Source organism: Streptomyces sp. NPDC012466 (genome assembly GCF_042955215.1).
Lineage (GTDB): Bacteria > Actinomycetota > Actinomycetes > Streptomycetales > Streptomycetaceae > Streptomyces.
The window spans coordinates 579,588-598,605 of record NZ_JBIBEQ010000002.1 but is presented as its reverse complement, the minus strand read 5'-3'; the positions used below and the strand labels follow the sequence as shown (position 1 = coordinate 598,605).

The 19,018-nt window shown below is 71.4% G+C and carries 17 protein-coding genes; 7 read left to right on the top strand and 10 right to left on the bottom strand.

Features of this window, described 5'->3' with window-relative positions; translation table 11 throughout:
* The first annotated feature begins 17 nt into the window (after nucleotides 1–17).
* From ACFY9E_RS10225 to ACFY9E_RS10215, 3 genes are read left to right on the top strand one after another with little or no spacing between them, the layout of a single operon-like run.
* The gene (locus tag ACFY9E_RS10225; protein ID WP_390981259.1) at nucleotides 18–1,490 is read left to right on the top strand and encodes an FGGY-family carbohydrate kinase; all 1,473 of its coding nucleotides are present in this window, start codon (nucleotides 18–20) and stop codon (nucleotides 1,488–1,490) included.
* A complete protein-coding gene (locus tag ACFY9E_RS10220; protein WP_390981257.1) occupies nucleotides 1,487–2,110 on the top strand; it encodes a histidine phosphatase family protein in 624 nt (207 codons plus the stop codon). The genes ACFY9E_RS10225 and ACFY9E_RS10220 overlap by 4 nt, the downstream gene beginning before the upstream one ends.
* A gap of 12 nt (nucleotides 2,111–2,122) precedes the next feature.
* Nucleotides 2,123–2,899, top strand: a complete 777-nt coding sequence (locus tag ACFY9E_RS10215) for an SAM-dependent methyltransferase (RefSeq protein ID WP_390981255.1) — start codon at nucleotides 2,123–2,125, stop codon at nucleotides 2,897–2,899.
* Between the two features lie 125 nt (nucleotides 2,900–3,024).
* On the opposite strand, the gene ACFY9E_RS10210 is transcribed toward ACFY9E_RS10215, so the two are convergent.
* The 8 genes from ACFY9E_RS10210 to ACFY9E_RS10175 form a co-directional block, all read right to left on the bottom strand.
* Nucleotides 3,025–3,672, bottom strand: coding sequence for a Fe-Mn family superoxide dismutase (locus tag ACFY9E_RS10210; RefSeq protein ID WP_390981253.1), 648 nt, complete (start codon nucleotides 3,670–3,672; stop codon nucleotides 3,025–3,027).
* A 133-nt stretch (nucleotides 3,673–3,805) separates the two neighbouring features.
* Complete coding sequence (locus tag ACFY9E_RS10205; protein ID WP_390981251.1) at nucleotides 3,806–5,188, bottom strand: amino acid permease; 1,383 nt, start codon at nucleotides 5,186–5,188, stop codon at nucleotides 3,806–3,808.
* Nucleotides 5,189–5,309: 121 nt separating this feature from the next.
* Nucleotides 5,310–6,203, bottom strand: a complete 894-nt coding sequence (locus ACFY9E_RS10200) for a TauD/TfdA family dioxygenase (protein ID WP_390981249.1) — start codon at nucleotides 6,201–6,203, stop codon at nucleotides 5,310–5,312.
* A 45-nt stretch (nucleotides 6,204–6,248) separates the two neighbouring features.
* The gene (locus tag ACFY9E_RS10195; RefSeq protein ID WP_390981247.1) at nucleotides 6,249–7,592 is read right to left on the bottom strand and encodes an NtaA/DmoA family FMN-dependent monooxygenase; all 1,344 of its coding nucleotides are present in this window, start codon (nucleotides 7,590–7,592) and stop codon (nucleotides 6,249–6,251) included.
* A complete protein-coding gene (locus ACFY9E_RS10190; RefSeq protein ID WP_390981245.1) occupies nucleotides 7,589–8,323 on the bottom strand; it encodes an ATP-binding cassette domain-containing protein in 735 nt (244 codons plus the stop codon). The genes ACFY9E_RS10195 and ACFY9E_RS10190 overlap by 4 nt, the downstream gene beginning before the upstream one ends.
* Nucleotides 8,299–9,174, bottom strand: a complete 876-nt coding sequence (locus ACFY9E_RS10185) for an ABC transporter permease subunit (RefSeq protein ID WP_390981243.1) — start codon at nucleotides 9,172–9,174, stop codon at nucleotides 8,299–8,301. The genes ACFY9E_RS10190 and ACFY9E_RS10185 overlap by 25 nt, the downstream gene beginning before the upstream one ends.
* Entirely contained in the window at nucleotides 9,171–10,229 is a 1,059-nt protein-coding gene (locus ACFY9E_RS10180) for an ABC transporter substrate-binding protein (RefSeq protein WP_390981241.1), read from the bottom strand. Before ACFY9E_RS10180 ends, ACFY9E_RS10185 begins: the two co-directional genes overlap by 4 nt.
* Before the next feature lie 245 nt (nucleotides 10,230–10,474).
* A complete protein-coding gene (locus ACFY9E_RS10175) occupies nucleotides 10,475–11,674 on the bottom strand; it encodes an ROK family protein (protein ID WP_390981239.1) in 1,200 nt (399 codons plus the stop codon).
* A 448-nt stretch (nucleotides 11,675–12,122) separates the two neighbouring features.
* Here ACFY9E_RS10175 and ACFY9E_RS10170 point away from each other — a divergent pair, with 448 nt between their 5' ends.
* Nucleotides 12,123–12,743, top strand: coding sequence for a biotin transporter BioY (locus ACFY9E_RS10170; RefSeq protein WP_390981237.1), 621 nt, complete (start codon nucleotides 12,123–12,125; stop codon nucleotides 12,741–12,743).
* An 85-nt stretch (nucleotides 12,744–12,828) separates the two neighbouring features.
* Here the strand turns inward: ACFY9E_RS10170 and ACFY9E_RS10165 are convergent, their stop codons facing one another.
* A complete protein-coding gene (locus ACFY9E_RS10165) occupies nucleotides 12,829–13,554 on the bottom strand; it encodes a hypothetical protein (RefSeq protein WP_390981235.1) in 726 nt (241 codons plus the stop codon).
* Nucleotides 13,555–13,796: 242 nt separating this feature from the next.
* Here ACFY9E_RS10165 and ACFY9E_RS10160 point away from each other — a divergent pair, with 242 nt between their 5' ends.
* Nucleotides 13,797–15,686, top strand: a complete 1,890-nt coding sequence (locus tag ACFY9E_RS10160) for a protein kinase (RefSeq protein ID WP_390982045.1) — start codon at nucleotides 13,797–13,799, stop codon at nucleotides 15,684–15,686.
* A gap of 90 nt (nucleotides 15,687–15,776) precedes the next feature.
* Here the strand turns inward: ACFY9E_RS10160 and ACFY9E_RS10155 are convergent, their stop codons facing one another.
* Nucleotides 15,777–17,267, bottom strand: a complete 1,491-nt coding sequence (locus ACFY9E_RS10155) for an amino acid permease (RefSeq protein WP_390981233.1) — start codon at nucleotides 17,265–17,267, stop codon at nucleotides 15,777–15,779.
* Between the two features lie 277 nt (nucleotides 17,268–17,544).
* On the opposite strand from ACFY9E_RS10155, the gene ACFY9E_RS10150 reads away from it, so the two are divergent.
* Nucleotides 17,545–18,030, top strand: a complete 486-nt coding sequence (locus tag ACFY9E_RS10150; protein ID WP_390981231.1) for a ribose-5-phosphate isomerase — start codon at nucleotides 17,545–17,547, stop codon at nucleotides 18,028–18,030.
* Nucleotides 18,031–18,197: 167 nt separating this feature from the next.
* On the top strand, nucleotides 18,198–19,007 hold the full coding sequence (locus ACFY9E_RS10145) for a DNA-formamidopyrimidine glycosylase family protein (RefSeq protein ID WP_390981229.1): 810 nt from the start codon (nucleotides 18,198–18,200) through the stop codon (nucleotides 19,005–19,007).
* Nucleotides 19,008–19,018 lie beyond the last annotated feature (11 nt).

Genomic DNA, 19,018 nt, shown 5'->3' with positions numbered 1-19,018 from the left:
GGCGTGGGAGGTTCCGGATGGTGGACGAGGGTGCGGGCTGGCTGGGCGTCGACCTGGGCACACAGAGCGTCCGCGTGCTGCTCGTCACCGCCGACGGCACGGTCCTCGGCAGCGGCTCGGCCCCGCTGACCGGGCGGCGCGACGGGGTCCGGCACGAACAGGACCCGCTGCGGTGGTGGGCGGCGCTGTGCACGGCGTCCCGAGCCGCCCTCGCCGCCGCGCCCCCGGGCCTGCCGGTCGGCGGCCTCGCGGTGTGCGGCACGTCCGGCACGGTCCTGCTGACGGACCAAGCGGGCCGTCCCGTGAGCCCCGCCCTGATGTACGACGACGGGCGGGCGACGAAGGAGGCGGCGCGGGCCCGGCAGGCGGGGCTCGCGGTCCAGGACACCTGGGCGCTGCCGAAGGCCCTGTGGCTGCTGGGACAGTACGGCGGCACCGCGCTGCGCCTGACGCACCAGCCCGACCTGATCGTCTCCCGGCTCACCGGCGCGCCGCCCCCGGCCGATTCCAGCCATGCCCTGAAGACGGGCTACGACCTGGAGGGCGACCGCTGGCCGGAGGCCGCCCTGGCCGAACTGGGCGTGCCCGAAGCCGTGTTCCCCGGCGTGGTCCGCCCGGGCACGCGCCTCGGTGAGGTCTGCCCGGCCGCCGCCGACGCCACCGGCATCCCCGTCGGCACCCCGGTGCTCGCGGGGATGACCGACGGCTGCGCGGCCCAGATCGCGTCGGGCGCGCTGTGGCCCGGCTCCTGGAACTCCGTGCTCGGCACCACGCTCGTGCTGAAGGGCGCCGCCCGCGACCCGGTCCGCGACCCCACCGGCGTGGTCTACAACCACCGCGCCCCGGACGGCACCTGGCTGCCCGGCGGGGCGTCGAGCGTCGGCGCCGGGGTGCTCGCGGCGCACTTCCCCGACGCCGACCCGGCCGAGATGGACGGGCCCGCCATGGCGTTCGAACCGTCGGGCGCGGTCGCCTACCCCCTGGTGTCACCGGGGGAGCGGTTCCCGTTCCGGGCGCCGGAGGCGACCCCGTTCGTCCTCGGTGACCCGGCGGGTGACGCCGACCTGTGGGCCGCGCTGCTCCAGGGCGTCGGCTTCGCCGAACGCCTGTGCCTGGACTACCTCCACCACCTCGGCGCCCCCCTCGACGGCCCGCTCACCTTCACGGGCGGCGGCGCCCGCAGCCCGTACTGGAACCAGTTGCGCGCCGACATCCTGGGCCGCCCGGCCCGCGTCCCCGAGCAGACGGAACCTGCCCTGGGCATGGCGGCACTGGCCGCGTACGGGGTGTCGGGGTCCGGTGCGCTCGCGGACGTCGCCGAGCGCATGGTCCGCGTCCGGACCGTCCTGGAACCCCGCCCCGGCCGCACGGCCGCCTTCGCCGAGCCCTACGCGCGTCTCGTCGACGCCCTTCGGGAGCGCGGCTGGCTGCCCGCCCCGGTCGCCGCGCACGCACACGGTCGCCTGAGCCGGGATACTTCCGCATCATGAGTACGACCCTCCTCCTCGTCCGTCACGGACAGACCGTCTGGCACGCCGAGAACCGCTACGCCGGCATCAGCGACATCGACCTCACCGACACCGGCCGCGCCCAGGCCGAGGCCCTCGGCCGGTGGGCCGCCGCCCACCCGGTCGACGCGATCTGGACGTCTCCGCTGTCCCGCGCCGTCGCCACCGCCGAGCCCGCCTGCCAGGCCCTCGGCCTCACCCCCCAGAGCGAACCCCACCTGCGGGAATGCGACTTCGGCGTGCTCGAAGGCCGTACGCTCGCCGAGTTCGAGGCCGAGGACCCGGAGTGGGCCGCGGCCTACCGGGCCGACCCGGTGGAGCACTCCTTCCCCGGCGCCGAGGACCCGCTGGCCGCGGCGGCCCGCGGGGTGCGCGCCCTGCGCGACGTCGCCGCCGCCCACCCGGGCGAACGCGTCCTGGTCGTCGCCCACAACACGCTGCTGCGGCTGGTGCTGTGCACACTGCTGTCCATCCCGGTGAGCGAGTACCGCAGGGTGTTCCCCCGGTTGCGGAACGCGGCGATCAGCGAACTGCGCATGAACCCCGACGGTTTTGCCGCACTCCTCTCACTCAATGTGCCGTGCGAGGTGGAGGCGCCGTAGCACCATGGGCGCATGACGCAGATCGACACATCGGTGCCGCACTCGGCCCGGATCTGGAACTACTGGCTGGGCGGCGAGGACAACTACCCGGTGGACCGGGCGGCCGGCGACGCCTACACGGCCGTCTTCCCGGGCATCGTCACCATCGCCCGCGGCAGCCGCGCCTTCCTGGGCCGCGCGATCCGCTACCTCGTCCAGGAGGCGGGTGTACGGCAGTTCCTCGACGTCGGCAGCGGGCTGCCGACCGTCGACAACACGCATGAGGTGGCCCAGAAGCTGGCCCCCGAGGCGCGCATCGTCTACGTCGACCACGACCCGCTGGTCCTCGCGCACGCCCGCACCCTGCTCACCTCCACACCGCAGGGCGCGACCGCCTTCGAGGACATCAGCCTCTACGAGCCGGAACGGATCCTCGAGGCCGCCGGCAGGACTCTGGACCTCACCCGGCCCACCGCCCTGATCCTCAGCGGCGTCCTGGGCCACGTCGCCGACCACGACCGGGGCCGCGAGCTCGTACGCCGGCTGATGGACGGCCTGCCCGCCGGCAGCCACCTGTGCGTCAGCGACGGCTCGCGCGGCATCGACCCGGCATACGAGCAGGCTCAGGACGCCTACAACGAGACCGGCGCCGTTCCGTACTTCCTGCGTCCGGTGGAGCAGATCGAGGCCTATTACGAGGGGCTGGACCTCGTCGAGCCGGGTGTGGTGTCCGTGTCCCGGTGGCGGCCCGAGCCGGGGACCTCCCCCGAGCCGGTCGGCCAGCACGCCGGCCTGGCCCGCAAGCCCTGACCAGAGGTCCCGGCACACGGGAAACCCCCGCGAGTCATGTCCTCGCGGGGGTTTCCCTCATTCCGCCTGCCGTGCGTGAAGGGTGAGAAGACGATCACGAGGCAGGACGCTTCACGGCGCCGTCGTCACGGCGCCGTCAGCAGCACGTCCGCCCGGGACGTGGCGGCCTCGTAACGCCGCGCCACGTCCTGCCAGTTGACGACCTGCCACATCGCCTCGATGAAGTCCACCTTCTGGTTGCGGTACTGCAGGTAGAAGGCGTGCTCCCAGGCGTCGAAGACGAGGATCGGGGTGGCGCCCTGGCCGACGTTGCCCTGGTGGTCGTAGACCTGCTCCACGATCAGCCGCCCGCTCAGCGGCTCGTGGGCGAGCACGCCCCAGCCGGAACCCTGCGTGGTCGCGGAGGCCTTGGACAGCTGCGCCTTGAACTTGGCGAAGGAGCCGAACGACTCGGTGATCGCGTCGGCGAGCTCACCCACCCCGTCCTGCGCCAGCGGCTCACCGCCGCCGTCCTTCGGACCGGTCATGTTCTGCCAGTAGATGCTGTGCAGGATGTGCCCGGACAGATGGAACGCCAGGTTCTTCTCCAGCCCGTTGACCGACCCCCACGACTCCTTGTCCCGCGCCTCGGCCAGCTGCTCCAGTGTGTCGTTGGCGCCCTTCACATAGGCGGCGTGGTGCTTGTCGTGGTGGAGCTCGATGATCTCGGGGCTGATCACGGGGGCGAGCGCGGAGTAGTCGTAGGGCAGTTCAGGCAGCGTGTAGACGGGCATGGGCGGGATCCCCTCCGGACTCTTATTGCAACTGGCTTGCAACTGCACGCTAGCAGCAGGAGAGGGCCGGCGGGTGGTCCGGGCACGCAAAAGGCCCCCGCGTGTGTCGCGGGGGCCTTGCACGGCGGTTTCCCTACTGCTTGGCGCGAGCCCTCTGCCAGGCGTACCCGATGGCCGCCAGGACCAGGATCATCCCGCCCGTGGAGTACAGCTGCACCCGTGTGTCCGGCTCACGGGCCATCAGGACGAAGACCGCCGCCATGCCGGCCAGCGCGACCCAGGTCAGCCAGGGGAACGCCCACATGCGGACGGCCAGCTTGTCGGGGGACTCACGCTCCAGGCGGCGGCGCAGCCGCAGCTGTGAGACGGCGATGAAGATCCAGACGGCCAGGATGACCGCGCCGATCATGTTCAGCAGCCAGGGGAAGACGTCGTTCGGCCGCCAGTAGCTCAGCAGGACGCACAGGAAGCCGAAGACGGAGGACGCCAGCACGGCGATCCGCGGCACCCCGCCCGAGACCCGGCCCAGCCCCTTCGGGCCCTGGCCGCGCTCCACCAGCGAGTAGGCGATGCGGGAGGCGCCGTAGATGTTGGCGTTCATCGCGGACAGCAGGGCGACCAGGACGACCACGTTCATCAGCTGGCCGGCGCCCGGGATGCCCAGCTCGTCGAGGGCGGCGACGTACGGGCCCTTCTCCACGACCGCCTCGGAGTCCCACGGCACCAGGGTGACGATGACGGCCATCGAGCCGACGTAGAACAGCGCGATGCGCCACATCGCCGTACGGACCGCGCTCGCCACGCCCTTGACGGGGTTCTCCGACTCGGCCGCCGCGATGGTGACCGTCTCCAGGCCGCCGTAGGCGAAGACCGACGCGAGCAGGCCGATCACCAGGCCCTCTCCGCCGTTGGGCAGGAAGTCGGTGAGGTGGCTCGCGCCGGGCGAGTCCGTGCCGGGCAGGACGCCGGCGATCGCCAGGACACCGAGCACCAGGAACAGGGTGATCGCGCCGACCTTCAGCGCGGCGAACCAGAACTCGAACTCGCCGAAGTTCTTCACGGCCGCGAGGTTCGTGCCGCAGAAGACGACCATGAACAGCGCCACCCACGCCCACTCCGGCGTGCCCGGCAGCCAGCCGCTGACGATCTTCGCGGCGCCGATGCCCTCCAGGCCGACGGCCGTGCACAGCAGCACCCAGAAGGACCAGCCGGCGGTGAACCCGGCCCAGGGGCCGATCGCCCGCTCCGCGTGCGCCGAGAACGACCCCGACGACGGATACGCGGCCGACATCTCGCCGAGCATCCGCATCACCAGCATCACGAGGACACCGGAGAGGGCGTAGGCGACCACGATCGACGGGCCGGCCGCGGCGATACCGGCGCCGGAGCCGACGAACAGACCGGCTCCGATCACCCCGCCGAGGGCGATCATCGACAGGTGGCGCTGCTTCAGGCCGGGGGAGAGGGAGACGTCGTCCGTGCCGGTCGGCGTCTCCGTGGTGGTGCTGCTGGGCATGGGTGCGGCTCGTCCTGTGCGTGAGGGGCGTACGAGGGCAAAAACGCCGCCAGTCTCGGATGCCTCCCCGCGGCGGCGGAGAGGCATCCCACCATCCGGACAGTCGCGTCGCTCTGCGTGCCTAGGCGGCGACCGGTGTGTAGTGCGAGGCGTCGCCCTCGATGACGTAGCTCTCCTTGCCCTCGACGCCGACGGGGATGTCCCCGGCGACGGTCACCCGGTGCAGGCGCCGCGGCCGGCCGTCGTAGTTGTCGACGGCGTAGTGCTGGGTGATGCGGTTGTCGAAGAGGACGAGCTGGTGCGGCGACCAGCGGTGGCGCAGGATGTTCTCCGGCCGGGTGAGGTAGGCCTGGAGCAGGTCGAGGATCTTGCGGGACTCGCCGGCCGACAGACCCACGATCCGCTGGGCGAAACCGCCGATGAACAGCCCGCGCTCACCGGTCAGCGGATGGACCCGGACCACCGGGTGGACCGTGCGGTACTTGATCGAGGTGAACTGGGCGCGCCGGGCGGCCTGCTCCTCGTCGACGTCCTCCTCCGGGACGGCGTAGTCGTAGTCGTTGGTGTGCTCGGCCCACAGCGTGTCGGCGAGGTTCCGCAGCGCCTCGGGCAGGTTCCGGTAGGCGGCGGCCGAGCTGGCGATCAGCGTCTCGCCGCCGTACGGGGGGACCGTGACGCTGCGCAGACTGGTGGCCTGCGGCGGGTTGAGGACGAAGGTGACGTCGGTGTGCCAGTGGTTGGCGGCCCGCCCGCCCTCGCTGTCGACGGGCAGGACGTTCGGGGCGCCGTCCACGGCCGACACCGTCGGATGGGCGGTGGTGATGTCGCCGAAGTGGCGGACGAAGGCCTGCTGGCCCGCGTCGTCGAGGCCCTCCGCGTCGAACACGAGCGCCTTGTGGGCGTTGAGCGCCTCGCGCAGGGCGGTGGAGGTCTCCCGGTCGAGGGGCCGGGTGATGTCGACGCCCTCGACACGGGCGCCGATGTTCGCGGTGACCTTGTGGATCTGGATGGCCATGGCGGGTTCCTTTCGGAGGAGCCGGAGGAAGGACCGGAAGAAGGGTCAGACGAGTGCCGGGGCGACGACGTGCTGGTTGGCGGGCCGGGGGAGGCCGTACCGCTCCCGCAGGGTTCGGCGGGCGCCGCCGTATTCGGTGCGGAGCAGCCCGCGGGCGCGCAGGATCGGCACGACGTGGTCGACGAAGGCCTCCAGGCCGGACGGCAGCACCGCGGGCATGATGTTGAAGCCGTCCGCCGCGCCTGACGCGAACCAGAGCTCGATCGTGTCGGCGACCTGCTCGGGCGTCCCCGCGAAGGTGAGGTGCCCGCGCCCCCCGCCGAGCCGCCCGATCAGCTGCCGCACGGTGAGCCGCTCGCGCCGGGCCAGTTCCACGACGAGGGTGTAGCGGCTCTTGGCGCCTTCGACGGCACTCTCCGGCGGCAGGCCGGAGGGGAGAGGCCCGTCCAGCTCCAAGGTGCCCGGGGCCAGTTGCAGCAGCCGTTCCAGACGGTCCACCCCGTGCGCGTGCACGATGTGGTCCTCCAGGACCCGCTCGTTCGCCAGCGCCTCGGCCTCCGTCGAGCCGATCACCGGCACGATGCCCGGCAGCACCTTGATGTGGTCGGCGTCCCGGCCGGCCGCGACGGTCCGGGACTTGAGGTCGGCGTAGAAGGCCCGCGCGTCCTCGATGGTCTGCTGGGCGGTGAACACCGCCTCCGCGTACCGGGCGGCGAACCGCTTGCCGTCCTCGGAGGAGCCGGCCTGCACGAGCAGCGGGTAACCCTGGGGCGTACGGGGCACGTTGAGCGCCCCCTCGACGCTGAAGTACCGGCCCTTGTGCCGGGGCGGGTGGATCTTCGCGTCGTCGCCCCACACGCCCGCCGCCTTGTCGGCGACGATCGCGTCGTCCTCCCAGCTGTCCCACAGCTTCAGCGCCACGTCGAGGAACTCGGCGGCCCGGGCGTACCGCTCGGCGTGCGCCGGCTCGGCGTCCAGACCGAAGTTCCGGGCGGCCTCGGCACCGGCGGTCGTGACGATGTTCCAGCCCGCCCGGCCCCCGCTGAGATGGTCCAGCGTGGCGAACTTGCGGGCCAGGTTGTACGGCGAGTTGTACGAGGTGGAGGCGGTGGCGATCAGGCCGATGTGCTCGGTCGCCGTCGCCAGCGCGGTCAGCAGCGAGATCGGCTCCAGCGCCCCGGCGGGCCGCTGTCCCACACTGCTCCACAGCTGCGGGCCATCGGCGAGGAACAGCGAGTCGAAGGTGCCGCGTTCGGCGATCTTGGCGAGCCGCACGTAGTGCGCCAGGTCCACGTGCGCGTACGGGTCGCTCTCCGGCAGCCGCCAGGACGCCTCGTGGTGGCCGGTGTTCATCAGGAACGCGTTGAGGTGCAGCTGTCCGCGGGTCATCGATGGTCCTCCGTGACACCGAGCGCGGCCAGCAGCCGCTCCCGGTACTCGCCCAGCAGGGGGTCGCGGTACGACCGCGGGTGCGGGCGGTCGATGGTGAGGTCGAGGCCGATCCGGCCCTTGTCGAGGACGAGCACCCGGTCGGCGAGCACGATCGCCTCGTCCACGTCGTGGGTGACCAGCAGCACCGAGGGCCGGTGGCGCTCCCACAGCTCCCTGAGCAGGCCGTGCATCCGGATCCGGGTCAACGCGTCCAGCGCCCCGAACGGCTCGTCGGCCAGCAGCAGTTCCGGCTCGCTCACCAGCGACCGGGCCAGGGCGGCGCGCTGGGCCTCACCGCCGGACAGCTCGCCCGGCCAGGCCCGCTCGCGGCCCTTCAGTCCCACCTCCTCCAGGGCGGCCCGGCCCCTGCGGCCGGCGTCCTTGCCCTCCGCACCGAGCAGCACGTTGTCGAGGACGCGCCTCCAGGGCAGCAGCCGGGAGTCCTGGAAGACGACCGACACCCGCTCGGGTGCCGTGAGCCGGCCGCTGCCGGCCACGCCGTGGTCGAGTCCGGCGATCGCCCGCAGCAGGGTGCTCTTGCCGGAGCCGCTGTGCCCGAGCAGGGCCGTCAGCTGCCCGGCGGGCAGATCGAGGTCGATGTCGTCGAGGACCGTGCGCCCCTCGAACGACCGGGTCAGGCCGCGCAGTTGGACGGCGGGCCGGGTCAGCTGCTCAGTGTGCGGCGCCATGACAGCACCCTCCGTTCGATCAGACGGACCGCGCTGTCGGAGATGAGACCGAAGATGCCGTAGACGACCAGGCCGACGAGGATGACGTCCGTCTGGCCGTAGTTCTGCGCCTGGAACATCATGTAGCCGAGCCCGCTGGTGGCGTTGATCTGCTCCAGCACCACCAGACCCAGCCAGGAACCGGTGACACCGAGCCGCAGGCCGACGAAGAAGCCGGGCAGCGCGCCGGGGATGACGACCTGCCGGATGAATTGGAGCTTCGACAGGCCCTGCACCTCGGCGAGTTCGACAAAGCGGCTGTCGATGCCGGACAGCGCGGCGTGTGTGTTGAGGTAGACCGGTATGTAGACGACGATCGCGATGATGGCGATCTTGAAGGTCTCGCCGATGCCCAGCCAGAGGATGAACAGCGGGATCAGACCCAGGGTCGGGATCGCCCGGTTGAGGTTGACGGTCCCGTCGATCAGCGCCTCACCCGTCCGGGTCAGGCCGGACGTCAGCGCGAGCAGGATGCCCACGGTCAGGCCGATCGCGAAGCCGGTGGCCGCGCGCTGCAACGAGGTCAGGATGTCGTCCGGCAGTGTGCCCGCCGTCCACAGCCGGCTGCCCGTCTCCAGCACCGTCCAGGGGGCCGGGATCGCCCCCGGGTCGAGCAGTCCGGCGGCGGAGGCGACGCTCCACAGCGCGAGGACCGTGGCCGGCCCGACGAGCCGGGTGGCGGGCAGCCGCTTGCCGGGAGCCAGCCGCCGGCGCCTGCGCACCTGGCGCGTGCCCTCCTCGGCGAGGGCGGTGAGCGGTGCGGTGGTGGTCGTGCTCGTCGTCGTGTGCGTGGTCGTGGTCACGGCGGTCACCTCCGGTACTCCGCGGGCACGGCATGGGCCGCGAGTGACTCGAAGCGGTGGTCGAAGAGCTCGGAGACGTCGAACTTCTTCACGAAGCCGCCCTCCGCGAGCAGATCGGCGGTCTCCTGCTCCCAGGTGATCGCCTCGTCCCAGCGGGGCGGGAACAGCGGCTTGTTGGCCAGCGCGGTGACCGACTTCGCCTGGGCGAGGGTCAGGTTCTGCGTCCCGACGTAGAACTGCTCGTTCCACTCCTCGGGGTGCTCGTACGTCCACACCTGGCTCTTCGCCCAGTACGGGACGTACGCGGCGACCGCGGCGGCCTTCGCCCGGTCGTTCAGTACCGAGACCGGCGCCCACAGCAGGCTGAGCAGGTCCACCACGTCCGTGGTGATGGTCCGGGCGGACGTGTACTGCGTCAGATAGGCGGGTGCCTGGGTGTTGGCGAGCGGCGCGATGTCCACCTGCCCGGACTGCAGGGCGGTGAGGAACTGGTTGCTGGTCAGCGGCACCAGCTCCACGTCGTCGTACGCCAGCCCGGCCTTCTTCAGCGCCCGCAGCAGGACAACGCCCTGGGCCTGGCCCTGGGAGAAGGCGAGCCGCTTGCCCTTGAAGCCGGCCACGGTACGGATGTCGCTGCCCGGCTTGGTGGCGAACAGGTAGTTGGGCTTGCGGGTGATGTTGATCGCGACGATCTTCGCGTCGAAGCCCTGGTAGTGCGCCTGGATCGGGGGAATGCCCGCGTTGTTGGCCACGTCCAGGGACTTCGCGCGGAAAGCGTTGATGACATCGGGGCCCGCTCCGATGTTCAGCCAGTCGGCCACCTCGAACGGCAGGTCGTGGAACCCGGCCAGCTTGAACTGGAGTTGCTGAGCGTTCTGGTACGAGGAGATCTTCAGCTTCGTCCCCGCGGGCACCCTGGAGGCCAGGGGAGCGTCGGAGGCCGTCTCGTCGGCCGCCGCGCTGCTGTCCGCGCAGCCGCTCAGTCCGGCCGCCGCGGCCGTCACGCCGAGCAGTGAGGTCAGGAACAGACGCCGGTCGAGACCGGGAACGGGGGGCGAGGGCATGGAAGGCTCCCTGGGTATGGAAACGGCACAGCAAGCAGAGACGGAACATGCGGAATTCCGGGCAGGAAAAGACCTGCCAAGGGAATTCACGCGAATGTCACAAAGGAAGGAGAAGGCGCTCCGCGAAGGGGCGCCGGGGGCGCGTCAACGGGTCAGCAACAGAGGGTGCGACAGCTCGTGAGCGGGCTCATGAACAGGATGTTCCTGGTCAACGGCCGTTCCTGTCAACATTCCGAGTTTCTGAATTAAATAGCCTCAGGTGACGCGGCCAGCGGATCCCGATAGAGGACGTCGAGTGCCACGGAACCACCCGCCACGGCCAGCACGGAGTCCGGAAAGCTGATCGGTGAGACGGTCGCGGCGCGTGCGGACCCCACCTCTTCGCGCAGCGTGGCCAGACAGTCCTCCCGGTGCATGGCCCCGATCTCCGTCACGAGGACCCGCTCGGGATTGAGGACGTCGAGCAGCAGCCCCACCGCACGCCCCACCCGCCGCGACCGCTCCCGCAGGAGCCGCACGGCCACCGCGTCACCGGCCGCCGCCGCCGCGAGCACATGCATCGGGTTCACCCCGTCGACGACCCCCGCCTCGCGGGCCCGCCGGCACAGCGTCCGCTCGCTCAGCTCGACCTGGAGGCAGCCCACCCGGCCGCACGCGCAGGGCTCCGTGCCGCCCGGCACCGGAAGGTGGGCGATCGACCCGGCCTGGGAGCGCGGCCCGTGGTGCACCTCGTCATGGGTGGCGAACGCCGCGTCGACCACATTGCCCGCGAACAGGTGCAGCACACTGCCGCTGCCCCGCGCCCGCCCGAACAGCCGCTCCGCGTTCACCAACGCCCGGGCGTGCCCGTCGACATGGACCGGCAGCCCGGTGCGCGCCCCGAGCACCTCCCGCACCGGCACCTCGCGCCAGCCCAGCAGTGGATGCTCGACGACGGTGCCCGAGTCCCGGTCCACCCAGCCGCCCGCGGCGAACCCGACGCCCAGCGCCCTGCTGCCGGGAGCCCCGGCGAGCAGCGCGGCCAGCGCGTCGGCGGCCCGGGCCAGCACCCGCGCGGGATCGGCCCGTTCGTGCTTCACCTCGCTGCGGGCCACCACCCGCCCGCGCAGGTCCAGCAGCGCCACCGTGGTGTACGGCACCGCCACGTGCACCCCGCCCACCACGAACCGGGAGTCGTCCAGGTCGACCGGCAGATGCGGCCGCCCCACGCCCTTGGAGCGCCGCAGCACCGTGGACTCGCGGATGAGCCCCACCTCGGCGAACCGGGCGCAGTAGTCGGTCACCGACGCCGGGGACAGGCCGGTCAGCCGGGCGATGGTGCTGCGCGCGACCGGCCCGTGCTCCAGCACGGACCGCAGGACGACGCTCGCACTGGTGCGGCGCCGGTCGCTGTCGGCGACACGGGGGATGGGGGACGTCAGAAGGGGAGCCGCGGTACGGGGCATGGAAGTCTTCCTGGAGGCCGGTCCGACACTGCGCCGTCTCGTGCGGCGAGCCGGATCCCTCCGCCCCGCCTCACACCGGACGGCGACAGGTGGCCGTGCCCTGGCGTCGCAGGTCGACGTAGCGACGCGACGAGAAGTACCGGGCCTGGGCAACCATGTTCGCGACGCTAGCAAAACCGGCCGGGGCTGCCCAGACGGCGACCGACGGGCGAGACGGCGGACGCGGCGCTTTGGTGGAAACCTACAGACGCCCCTCGGGCCGGCCCGCGTGGCACGCACCATCCCATCACCGTGACCGGCATCACGCCGTCCTCGGTGTAGCCCGCACCCTTTGTTCGAAGTCGACCAACCGCCGGTCCACGCCTTTGTCGAGCGCTGACGGTGATCGGGGCGAGGGCGCTGGGATAGCGTCACGGTGTCCCACCGGCCCTCACTCCGCGGAGTCCCCATGAGCACCGCTGCCGCCACACCCGCCCGCGCCGGACAGGTCCTCGCCGACCTGATCCCCTCCCCCAAGCTCTCGGCGGCGCTCGAGCGGGGCGGTGCCCCCACCCGTGTCCGGGACGCGGCCCTCGTGCTCGGCGGCGCCGCGCTCACCGGCCTCGCCGCCCAGCTCTCCGTGCCCGTCCCGGGCTCCCCGGTACCGGTGACCGGCCAGACCTTCGCCGCGCTGCTCGTCGGCACGTCCCTCGGCGCCGGCCGCGGCTTCCTCGCGCTGGCGCTGTACGCCCTCGCGGGCATCGCCGGTGTGCCGTGGTTCGCCGGTGCCTCCTCCGGTGTCGCCCCGTCCTTCGGCTACATCCTCGGCATGATCCTCGCCGCCACCGTCGTCGGCGCCCTGGCCCGCCGCGGCGCCGACCGCTCGATGCTGCGCATGGCGGGCGCGATGCTGGTGGGTGAGGCGATCATCTACGCCATCGGCGTGCCCTACCTGGCCCTCGCCACCGGCATGTCCGCCACCGCCGCCATCGCGGCCGGCCTCACGCCGTTCCTGATCGGCGACGCGCTGAAGGCGGCGCTCGCGATGGGCGCGCTCCCGACGGCCTGGAAGTTCGCGAACAAGCGCTGAACCCGTAGGTGTTGCACCGAGGCCCGCCGGGGGCATGACGCCTCCGGCGGGCCTCTTGGCGTCAGCACGGCCGACAAGGGCTGAATCAGCCCTCCTGTATCCCCGGCCGCCGCCGCTGCGACCACCACATTCCGGCCACGCCCGCCGCGAGCAACGACGCACCGGCCGCGCCCAGCGGCAGCAGATCACGGGCCGGACCCGTCTTCGGCAGCTCCCTGCGGCCCGGGCCCGCCGGCTCGTTGTCGGTGCCGAGCAGCAGCGGCGTGGCCGGGGCGTCGGGCGACGGGTTGCTCGTGCCGAACGGCACCGGGCCCTGCTGCCAGAAGGTCTTCTTCCCGTCGCTCGTCTGCACGGGCAGACAGATCTTCCCGGTCTTGCCGAGGTCGAACGTCGCTTCCACGGCGTAGGACTTCGATTTACCGGCCGCGAGATTGTCGATCGGGCATGCGAATCCGCTGTTCGAACCCTCCGGAAGTCCGTTCTCGGGTATCGCCGAGCATCCCTCGACGCCCTTGACGACAAGTCCGTCGAACCCGACGACCAACAGCCTGATCTTCCCGCTGTCCTTGCTCCCCTCGTTCTTCACCGTGGCGGTAATCGCCGTCTTTTCCGAACCGTTGTCGACCGAGATCCTCCCGGGCAGCAGCGTGGTGAGCTTCACGCCCGCCGGTGCCTCGTCGACCGCCTTTCCCCCCTTGCCGCTCGGCGGTCCGTCGTCCTCCGCGCCGGCCGTGCCGGAAAGGATCATCACCGCCGAGAAAGATGTCATGACCAGCGATCCCGCGATCGCTTTCGTATGACGAGAACTCATGTTCGGCCCCCCTTGCGTCCCCCTGGGCTGCGCCTGAATTCGCAGCACTGAAAGAGGTACCACAAGATTTCGCCGCACTATCCTGGTGCGGCGCGAAGTGTGACCGTTGTGTTTCACTGGAGTCGGTCGCGGCGTCGTGGAGGGGGTGCAGCGGATTGCCGGGAAATGCGAACGGCGGCGGTGTTCCAGGGATATTGGTGACGGGACGCTATCGGTTGGTCGAAAGTATCGGCCAGGGGGGAATGGGGCGGGTGTGGCGAGCCGCCGACGAAATACTCGACCGGCAGGTCGCCGTCAAGGAAATGCGGATCGACGGTCTCGACGCGGAGGACAGCGGGACCCGCCGCGAACGCACCCTGCGCGAGGCCCGGGCCACGGCCCGCATCGACCACCCCAATGTCGTACGCGTCTACGACGTGGTCGACGAGGGCGAACGCCTGTGGATCGTCATGGAGTTGGTGGCGGGCCGCTCCCTCGAACGGATCCTCGCGGAGACGGGTCACCTGAGCCCGGGCGAGACAGCCCGCATCGGTCTCGGCCTGGTCGCGGCACTACGGCAGGTGCATGAACGGGGCGTACTGCACCGTGACATCAAGCCCGGGAACGTGCTCGTGGAACACGCGGACGGGCCGGCCGGATCCGCACGCGGCAACGGCACCGGTTCCGGCCACGGACGGCGGGTCGTCCTCACGGACTTCGGCATCGCCGCGATCCAGGACGCCAAGGCGCTCACGATGGTCGGCATGCTGGTCGGCTCGCCCGACTACATGGCCCCCGAGCGCATCTCCGGCCGCCCCCAGGGCCCCCCGTCCGACATCTGGTCCCTCGGCGCGACCCTGTGCGCGGCCCTGGGCGGCCGCTCCCCGTTCTCCCGCGACACGACGCTCGCGACCCTGCACGCGGTCCTGTACGAGGAGCCGGAACTCCCCGCCGGCGCGGGCCCGTTGCGGGACATCCTGACCGCCCTGCTGGCCAAGGAACCGTCGGCTCGCCCGGACCTGGAAACCCTGGAGACGGCGCTGGAACCGGTGGCGTATCCGGCAGCGACACCCACGGTCGCGGTGGGGCCGCGGGACTCGGTCCCGGAGCCGGAGCCCGCCCCCGATCCGCACACCACCCTCGGGGGACGACAGCCGGGCCCGGCACCGCAGTCACGGACGCCTCTCCCCGCACCCCCGCAGGAGTCGCCCGCCCCCGACCGCCTCCCCGCTCCTCGCCCCACGGCCCCTGGGGACCCCCGCCGCCCCGCCCCCGTCCCGGACCCGCACCACCACTGCGCACCCACCGCACCCTCCACCCCGGCGGAATCCGCCGCGAGGACCCGGCCGGCGGCGGCCCGCTCCGAGAGCCCAGCCGGTACCACCCACCGCCCGGGCCGCGTTTCCCTCACCCGGGCACAGGCGGAGACCGAGCACCGCCCCCACCCGGCGCCCGTGCCGATGCCGCCGGGTGAACCCCCCGGACCGGCTGTCCCGGCCACGACCCGTCCCGGCCCCCGTACCGGCGGGGGCCGCCGCCGCAGGGTGCTCACCGCCGCGGCGGCCACCCTCGCCACCGCCGGCACCGTCGTGGGAGTCCTGCTGGCGACGTCGCCGGGCTCACCCGGCGACGACGACACTCCCCGCGCGGGGTCCTCGGCATCCGCACCGGCCACCACCGGCGGCACCACCGCCTCGCCCACCGTCGAGGGCACCGCCAGGCCGCGGACCCTGCCGCCCGGCACGCACCGGGAGGCAGGCGGTTTCGCCTGGGCGACCCCCGAGGGCTGGCGGCGGGACGTGAAGACGGGCGCGGAGGTGCACTACACCTCCCCGGACGGCTCCCAGGAACTGGTGGGCAAGTCCTCCCTGGCCCGGGGTGACCTGCTGGAGACCTGGCAGACCTCGGAGCGCAACGCCCATCAGGGCCAGGACTACCGCAAGATCCGTCTGGCGGAGACGACGTTCCGCGGCCACCCGGCCGTGGTCTGGGAGTACACGTTCACGCTGGAGGGCGTCCACTGGCACGCCCGACTGCTCGGCTTCAACGTGACCGGCAAGTCGTACCAGGTCAACACCTGGTACGAGGAGGGGATCGAGCAGGAGGCGCGCGCCACCTACGAGAAGGTCAAGGACGGTTTCACGGTGCTGTAGGCACACGGAAAGGGGCCCGCGGTGTCTGCTGCCGGGCGGCGGCACACACCACGGGCCCCCGTTCACGACGAACGGTGAGCGGCCGGAGGATCAGCCGGCCGAGACCTCGCTCCGCTCCGCGTCCTGCGCCTGCGGGGCGTCGGCGGCGGGCCGGCCACCACGCACCTTCTGCTTCACGAAGGCGATGATGAGCACCACCGCCGCCACGAGCAGCGACAGCAGGATGGTCTGGCGCCCGTCGTGCTCGGTGTCGGTGAGCATGTAGCCCAGGATGAACACGATCAGCGCGGCCGTCGCCCACGTCAGATACGGGTACAGCCACATCTTCACCACGAGCTTCTCGGGCGCCTCGGCCTTGATGATCTTCCGCATGCGCAGCTGGGAGAAGCAGATCACCAGCCACACGAACAGGGCGACCGCACCGCTGGAGTTCACCAGGAACAGGAAGACGGAGTCCGGGAACTTGTAGTTGAAGAAGACCGCGACGAAGCCGAAGGCGACGGACGCGAGGATCGCCGTGCGCGGCACACCGTTGGAGGTCGTGCGGGCGAAGGCCTTCGGCGCGTCACCGCGCTGGCCGAGGGAGAAGGCCATGCGGGAGGCCGTGTAGAGGCCGGAGTTGAGGCAGGACAGCACCGAGGTCAGCACGATGAAGTTCATGATCTGACCGGCGTGCGCGATACCGAGGGAGTCGAGCGCGGCCACGTAGGAGCCGTCCTTGGCGATGGACTTGCTGTCCCACGGCAGCAGGCACACCACGACGGCGATCGAGCCGAGGTAGAACACGGCGACGCGCCAGATGATGCTGTTGGTGGCCTTGGTGACGGCCTGCCGCGGGTTCTCGGACTCACCGGCGGCCAGGGTGGCGATCTCGCTGCCCATGAAGGAGAAGACGACGAGCAGCACACCGGTGAGGATGGCGCCGGCCCCGTTGGGGAGGAAGCCGCCGTGCTCGGTGAGGTTGCCCAGCCCGGCCTGCTCGCTGTCCACGCCGGGCAGCAGCCCGAAGACGGCCAGTCCGCCGATGACGATGAACGCGGCGATGGCGACGACCTTGATGCCGGCGAACCAGAACTCGAACTCGCCGTAGGAGCCGACGGAGACCAGGTTGGTGGCGGTCAGCACCAGCATCACGATCAGGGCCCAGCCCCACTGCGGCACGGCGGGTATCCAGCCCTCCAGGATCACCGCACCGGCGGTCGCCTCCACGGCGAGCACGACCACCCAGAAGAACCAGTACAGCCAGCCGATGGAGAAACCGGCCCACGGCCCGAGCGCCCGGTCGGCGTGCGCGGAGAAGGAACCCGAGGTCGGGTTGGCGGCCGACATCTCACCGAGCATCCGCATCACCAGCACCACGAGCGTGCCGACGAGGGCGTACGACAGCAGGATGCCGGGTCCGGCGGTGGCGATACCGGAGCTGGACCCCACGAAGAGGCCGGCGCCGATCACACCGCCGATGGCGATCATCGAAAGATGCCGGTTCTTGAGCCCGGCCTGCAGCCCGGAGCCCTGGGCTCCGGGTTCTCCGGGGCCTCCGGGATCGTTTCCGGTCTTGTTCATGGTCGGCTGCGAGGTCATGGACGGATTTCCTTTGCGCCGGGGAGCTGTACTTCCGTACGGAACCGCACGAGCCATACGAACGGGGTGTGTCGCGGCACGACGGTGTACGGGGCCTCGTACGAGCGGTGTACGAGCCGGTCCAGTGAATCGGAGGCGAACGAATAGGAGAACCTTTGAATCCAGATTGTTACTTGAGGTTTTCCTGAGCTTCCGTAATGGGGCTCACATTGGGCTCGGGTTTTCCTGAGCGCCACCCCGCGCGCCTTCCCCGAAACACCCGTGTCACACTCGTCCCATGCGCGTGTACCTCGGCTCGGACCATGCGGGCTACGAACTCAAGAACCACCTCGTCGAGTGGCTGAAGGAGGCGGGTCACGACCCCGTCGACTGCGGCCCGCACATCTACGACGCCCAGGACGACTACCCGCCCTTCTGCCTCCGGGCGGCGGAGCGCACGGCCGCGGACCCCGACGCCCTCGGCGTCGTCATCGGCGGTTCGGGCAACGGCGAGCAGATCGCCGCGAACAAGGTCAAGGGCGTCCGCGCGGCCCTCGCCTGGAGCGAGGAGACGGCGGCCCTGGGCCGCCAGCACAACAACGCGAACGTCGTCGCGGTGGGCGCGCGCATGCACTCGCAGGACGAGGCGACGAAGTTCGTGGAGATCTTCCTCGGCACCCCGTTCTCCGGTGACGAACGTCACATCCGTCGCATCGACATGCTGTCGGCCTACGAGACGACCGGCGACCTGCCCCCGATCCCCCCGCACCACCCGCAGCAGTAGTAGTCCCGGCAGGTGCACTGACGGACGGACTCGGGCAGCCGCTCCACGCGGCTGCCCGATCCGGCGTGGCCCGCAGCCCCCGCCGGCGGCGTGCCTTGCTGCCCGCCCAACGGCCCGACACGGTTCACCCGGCGGCTGAGGCAAGGGCAACGAACACAAGGAGAACCGTGCCGGAAGGCCACACGATTCACCGCCTGGCCCAGGACTACGGCGCCGCCTTCCTCGGCACGAAACCCCGCGTCACCAGCCCCCAGGGCAAGTGCACGGCAGCCGCCGCCCTCCTCACCGGCACGGAACTCACCCGCACGGAAGCCCACGGCAAACACCTCTTCCTCGGCTTCCGCGACACCGACTGGATCCACATCCACCTCGGTCTCTTCGGCAAGGTCACCTTCGGCCCGGCCCCCGCACCGCCCCCCACCGACACCGTCCGCCTCCGCCTGGCGAACGACACCGCCTACGTGGACCTCCGGGGCCCCACCACCTGCGCCCTCATCACACCCCCGGAGAAGCGGGCGATACACGACCGGCTGGGCCCCGACCCCCTCCGTGACGACGCCGACCCGCAGACCGCGTTCCGCCGCATCTCCCGCAGCCGTACGACGATCGCCGCCCTCCTCATGGACCAGAAGGTCATCGCAGGCGTCGGAAACGTCTACCGCGCGGAGGTCCTCTTCCGGCACCGCATCGACCCCTACCGCCCCGGCAAGGACATCACCCCCGCCGAGTGGCACGCGATCTGGACCGACCTCGTCGACCTCATGCACGAGGGCGTCCGCAACAACCGCATCGACACCGTCCGCCCGGAGCACACTCCGGAGGCGATGGGCCGCCCGCCCCGTGTGGACGACCACGGCGGCGAGGTGTACGTCTACCGCAGGGCCGAACTGCCCTGCCACATCTGTGGCGGCGAGATCCGCACCGCCGATCTCGCCGCCCGCAATCTCTTCTGGTGCCCGGCCTGCCAACGCCCCTGAGACCGCCCGGG

What these genes read in the sequence shown, in the direction of transcription:
- ACFY9E_RS10190 (WP_390981245.1), bottom strand. Translation starts at nt 8,323, where the DNA reads ATGGCGCCGCACACTGAGCAGCTGACCCGGCCCGCCGTCCAACTGCGC.
- ACFY9E_RS10205 (WP_390981251.1), bottom strand. Translation starts at nt 5,188, where the DNA reads ATGCCCAGCAGCACCACCACGGAGACGCCGACCGGCACGGACGACGTC.
- ACFY9E_RS10225 (WP_390981259.1), top strand. Translation starts at nt 18, where the DNA reads ATGGTGGACGAGGGTGCGGGCTGGCTGGGCGTCGACCTGGGCACACAG.
- ACFY9E_RS10210 (WP_390981253.1), bottom strand. Translation starts at nt 3,672, where the DNA reads ATGCCCGTCTACACGCTGCCTGAACTGCCCTACGACTACTCCGCGCTC.
- ACFY9E_RS10175 (WP_390981239.1), bottom strand. Translation starts at nt 11,674, where the DNA reads ATGCCCCGTACCGCGGCTCCCCTTCTGACGTCCCCCATCCCCCGTGTC.
- ACFY9E_RS10155 (WP_390981233.1), bottom strand. Translation starts at nt 17,267, where the DNA reads ATGACCTCGCAGCCGACCATGAACAAGACCGGAAACGATCCCGGAGGC.
- ACFY9E_RS10160 (WP_390982045.1), top strand. Translation starts at nt 13,797, where the DNA reads ATGGGGCGGGTGTGGCGAGCCGCCGACGAAATACTCGACCGGCAGGTC.
- ACFY9E_RS10200 (WP_390981249.1), bottom strand. Translation starts at nt 6,203, where the DNA reads ATGGCCATCCAGATCCACAAGGTCACCGCGAACATCGGCGCCCGTGTC.
- ACFY9E_RS10170 (WP_390981237.1), top strand. Translation starts at nt 12,123, where the DNA reads ATGAGCACCGCTGCCGCCACACCCGCCCGCGCCGGACAGGTCCTCGCC.
- ACFY9E_RS10165 (WP_390981235.1), bottom strand. Translation starts at nt 13,554, where the DNA reads ATGAGTTCTCGTCATACGAAAGCGATCGCGGGATCGCTGGTCATGACA.
- ACFY9E_RS10220 (WP_390981257.1), top strand. Translation starts at nt 1,487, where the DNA reads ATGAGTACGACCCTCCTCCTCGTCCGTCACGGACAGACCGTCTGGCAC.
- ACFY9E_RS10180 (WP_390981241.1), bottom strand. Translation starts at nt 10,229, where the DNA reads ATGCCCTCGCCCCCCGTTCCCGGTCTCGACCGGCGTCTGTTCCTGACC.
- ACFY9E_RS10215 (WP_390981255.1), top strand. Translation starts at nt 2,123, where the DNA reads ATGACGCAGATCGACACATCGGTGCCGCACTCGGCCCGGATCTGGAAC.
- ACFY9E_RS10195 (WP_390981247.1), bottom strand. Translation starts at nt 7,592, where the DNA reads ATGACCCGCGGACAGCTGCACCTCAACGCGTTCCTGATGAACACCGGC.
- ACFY9E_RS10150 (WP_390981231.1), top strand. Translation starts at nt 17,545, where the DNA reads ATGCGCGTGTACCTCGGCTCGGACCATGCGGGCTACGAACTCAAGAAC.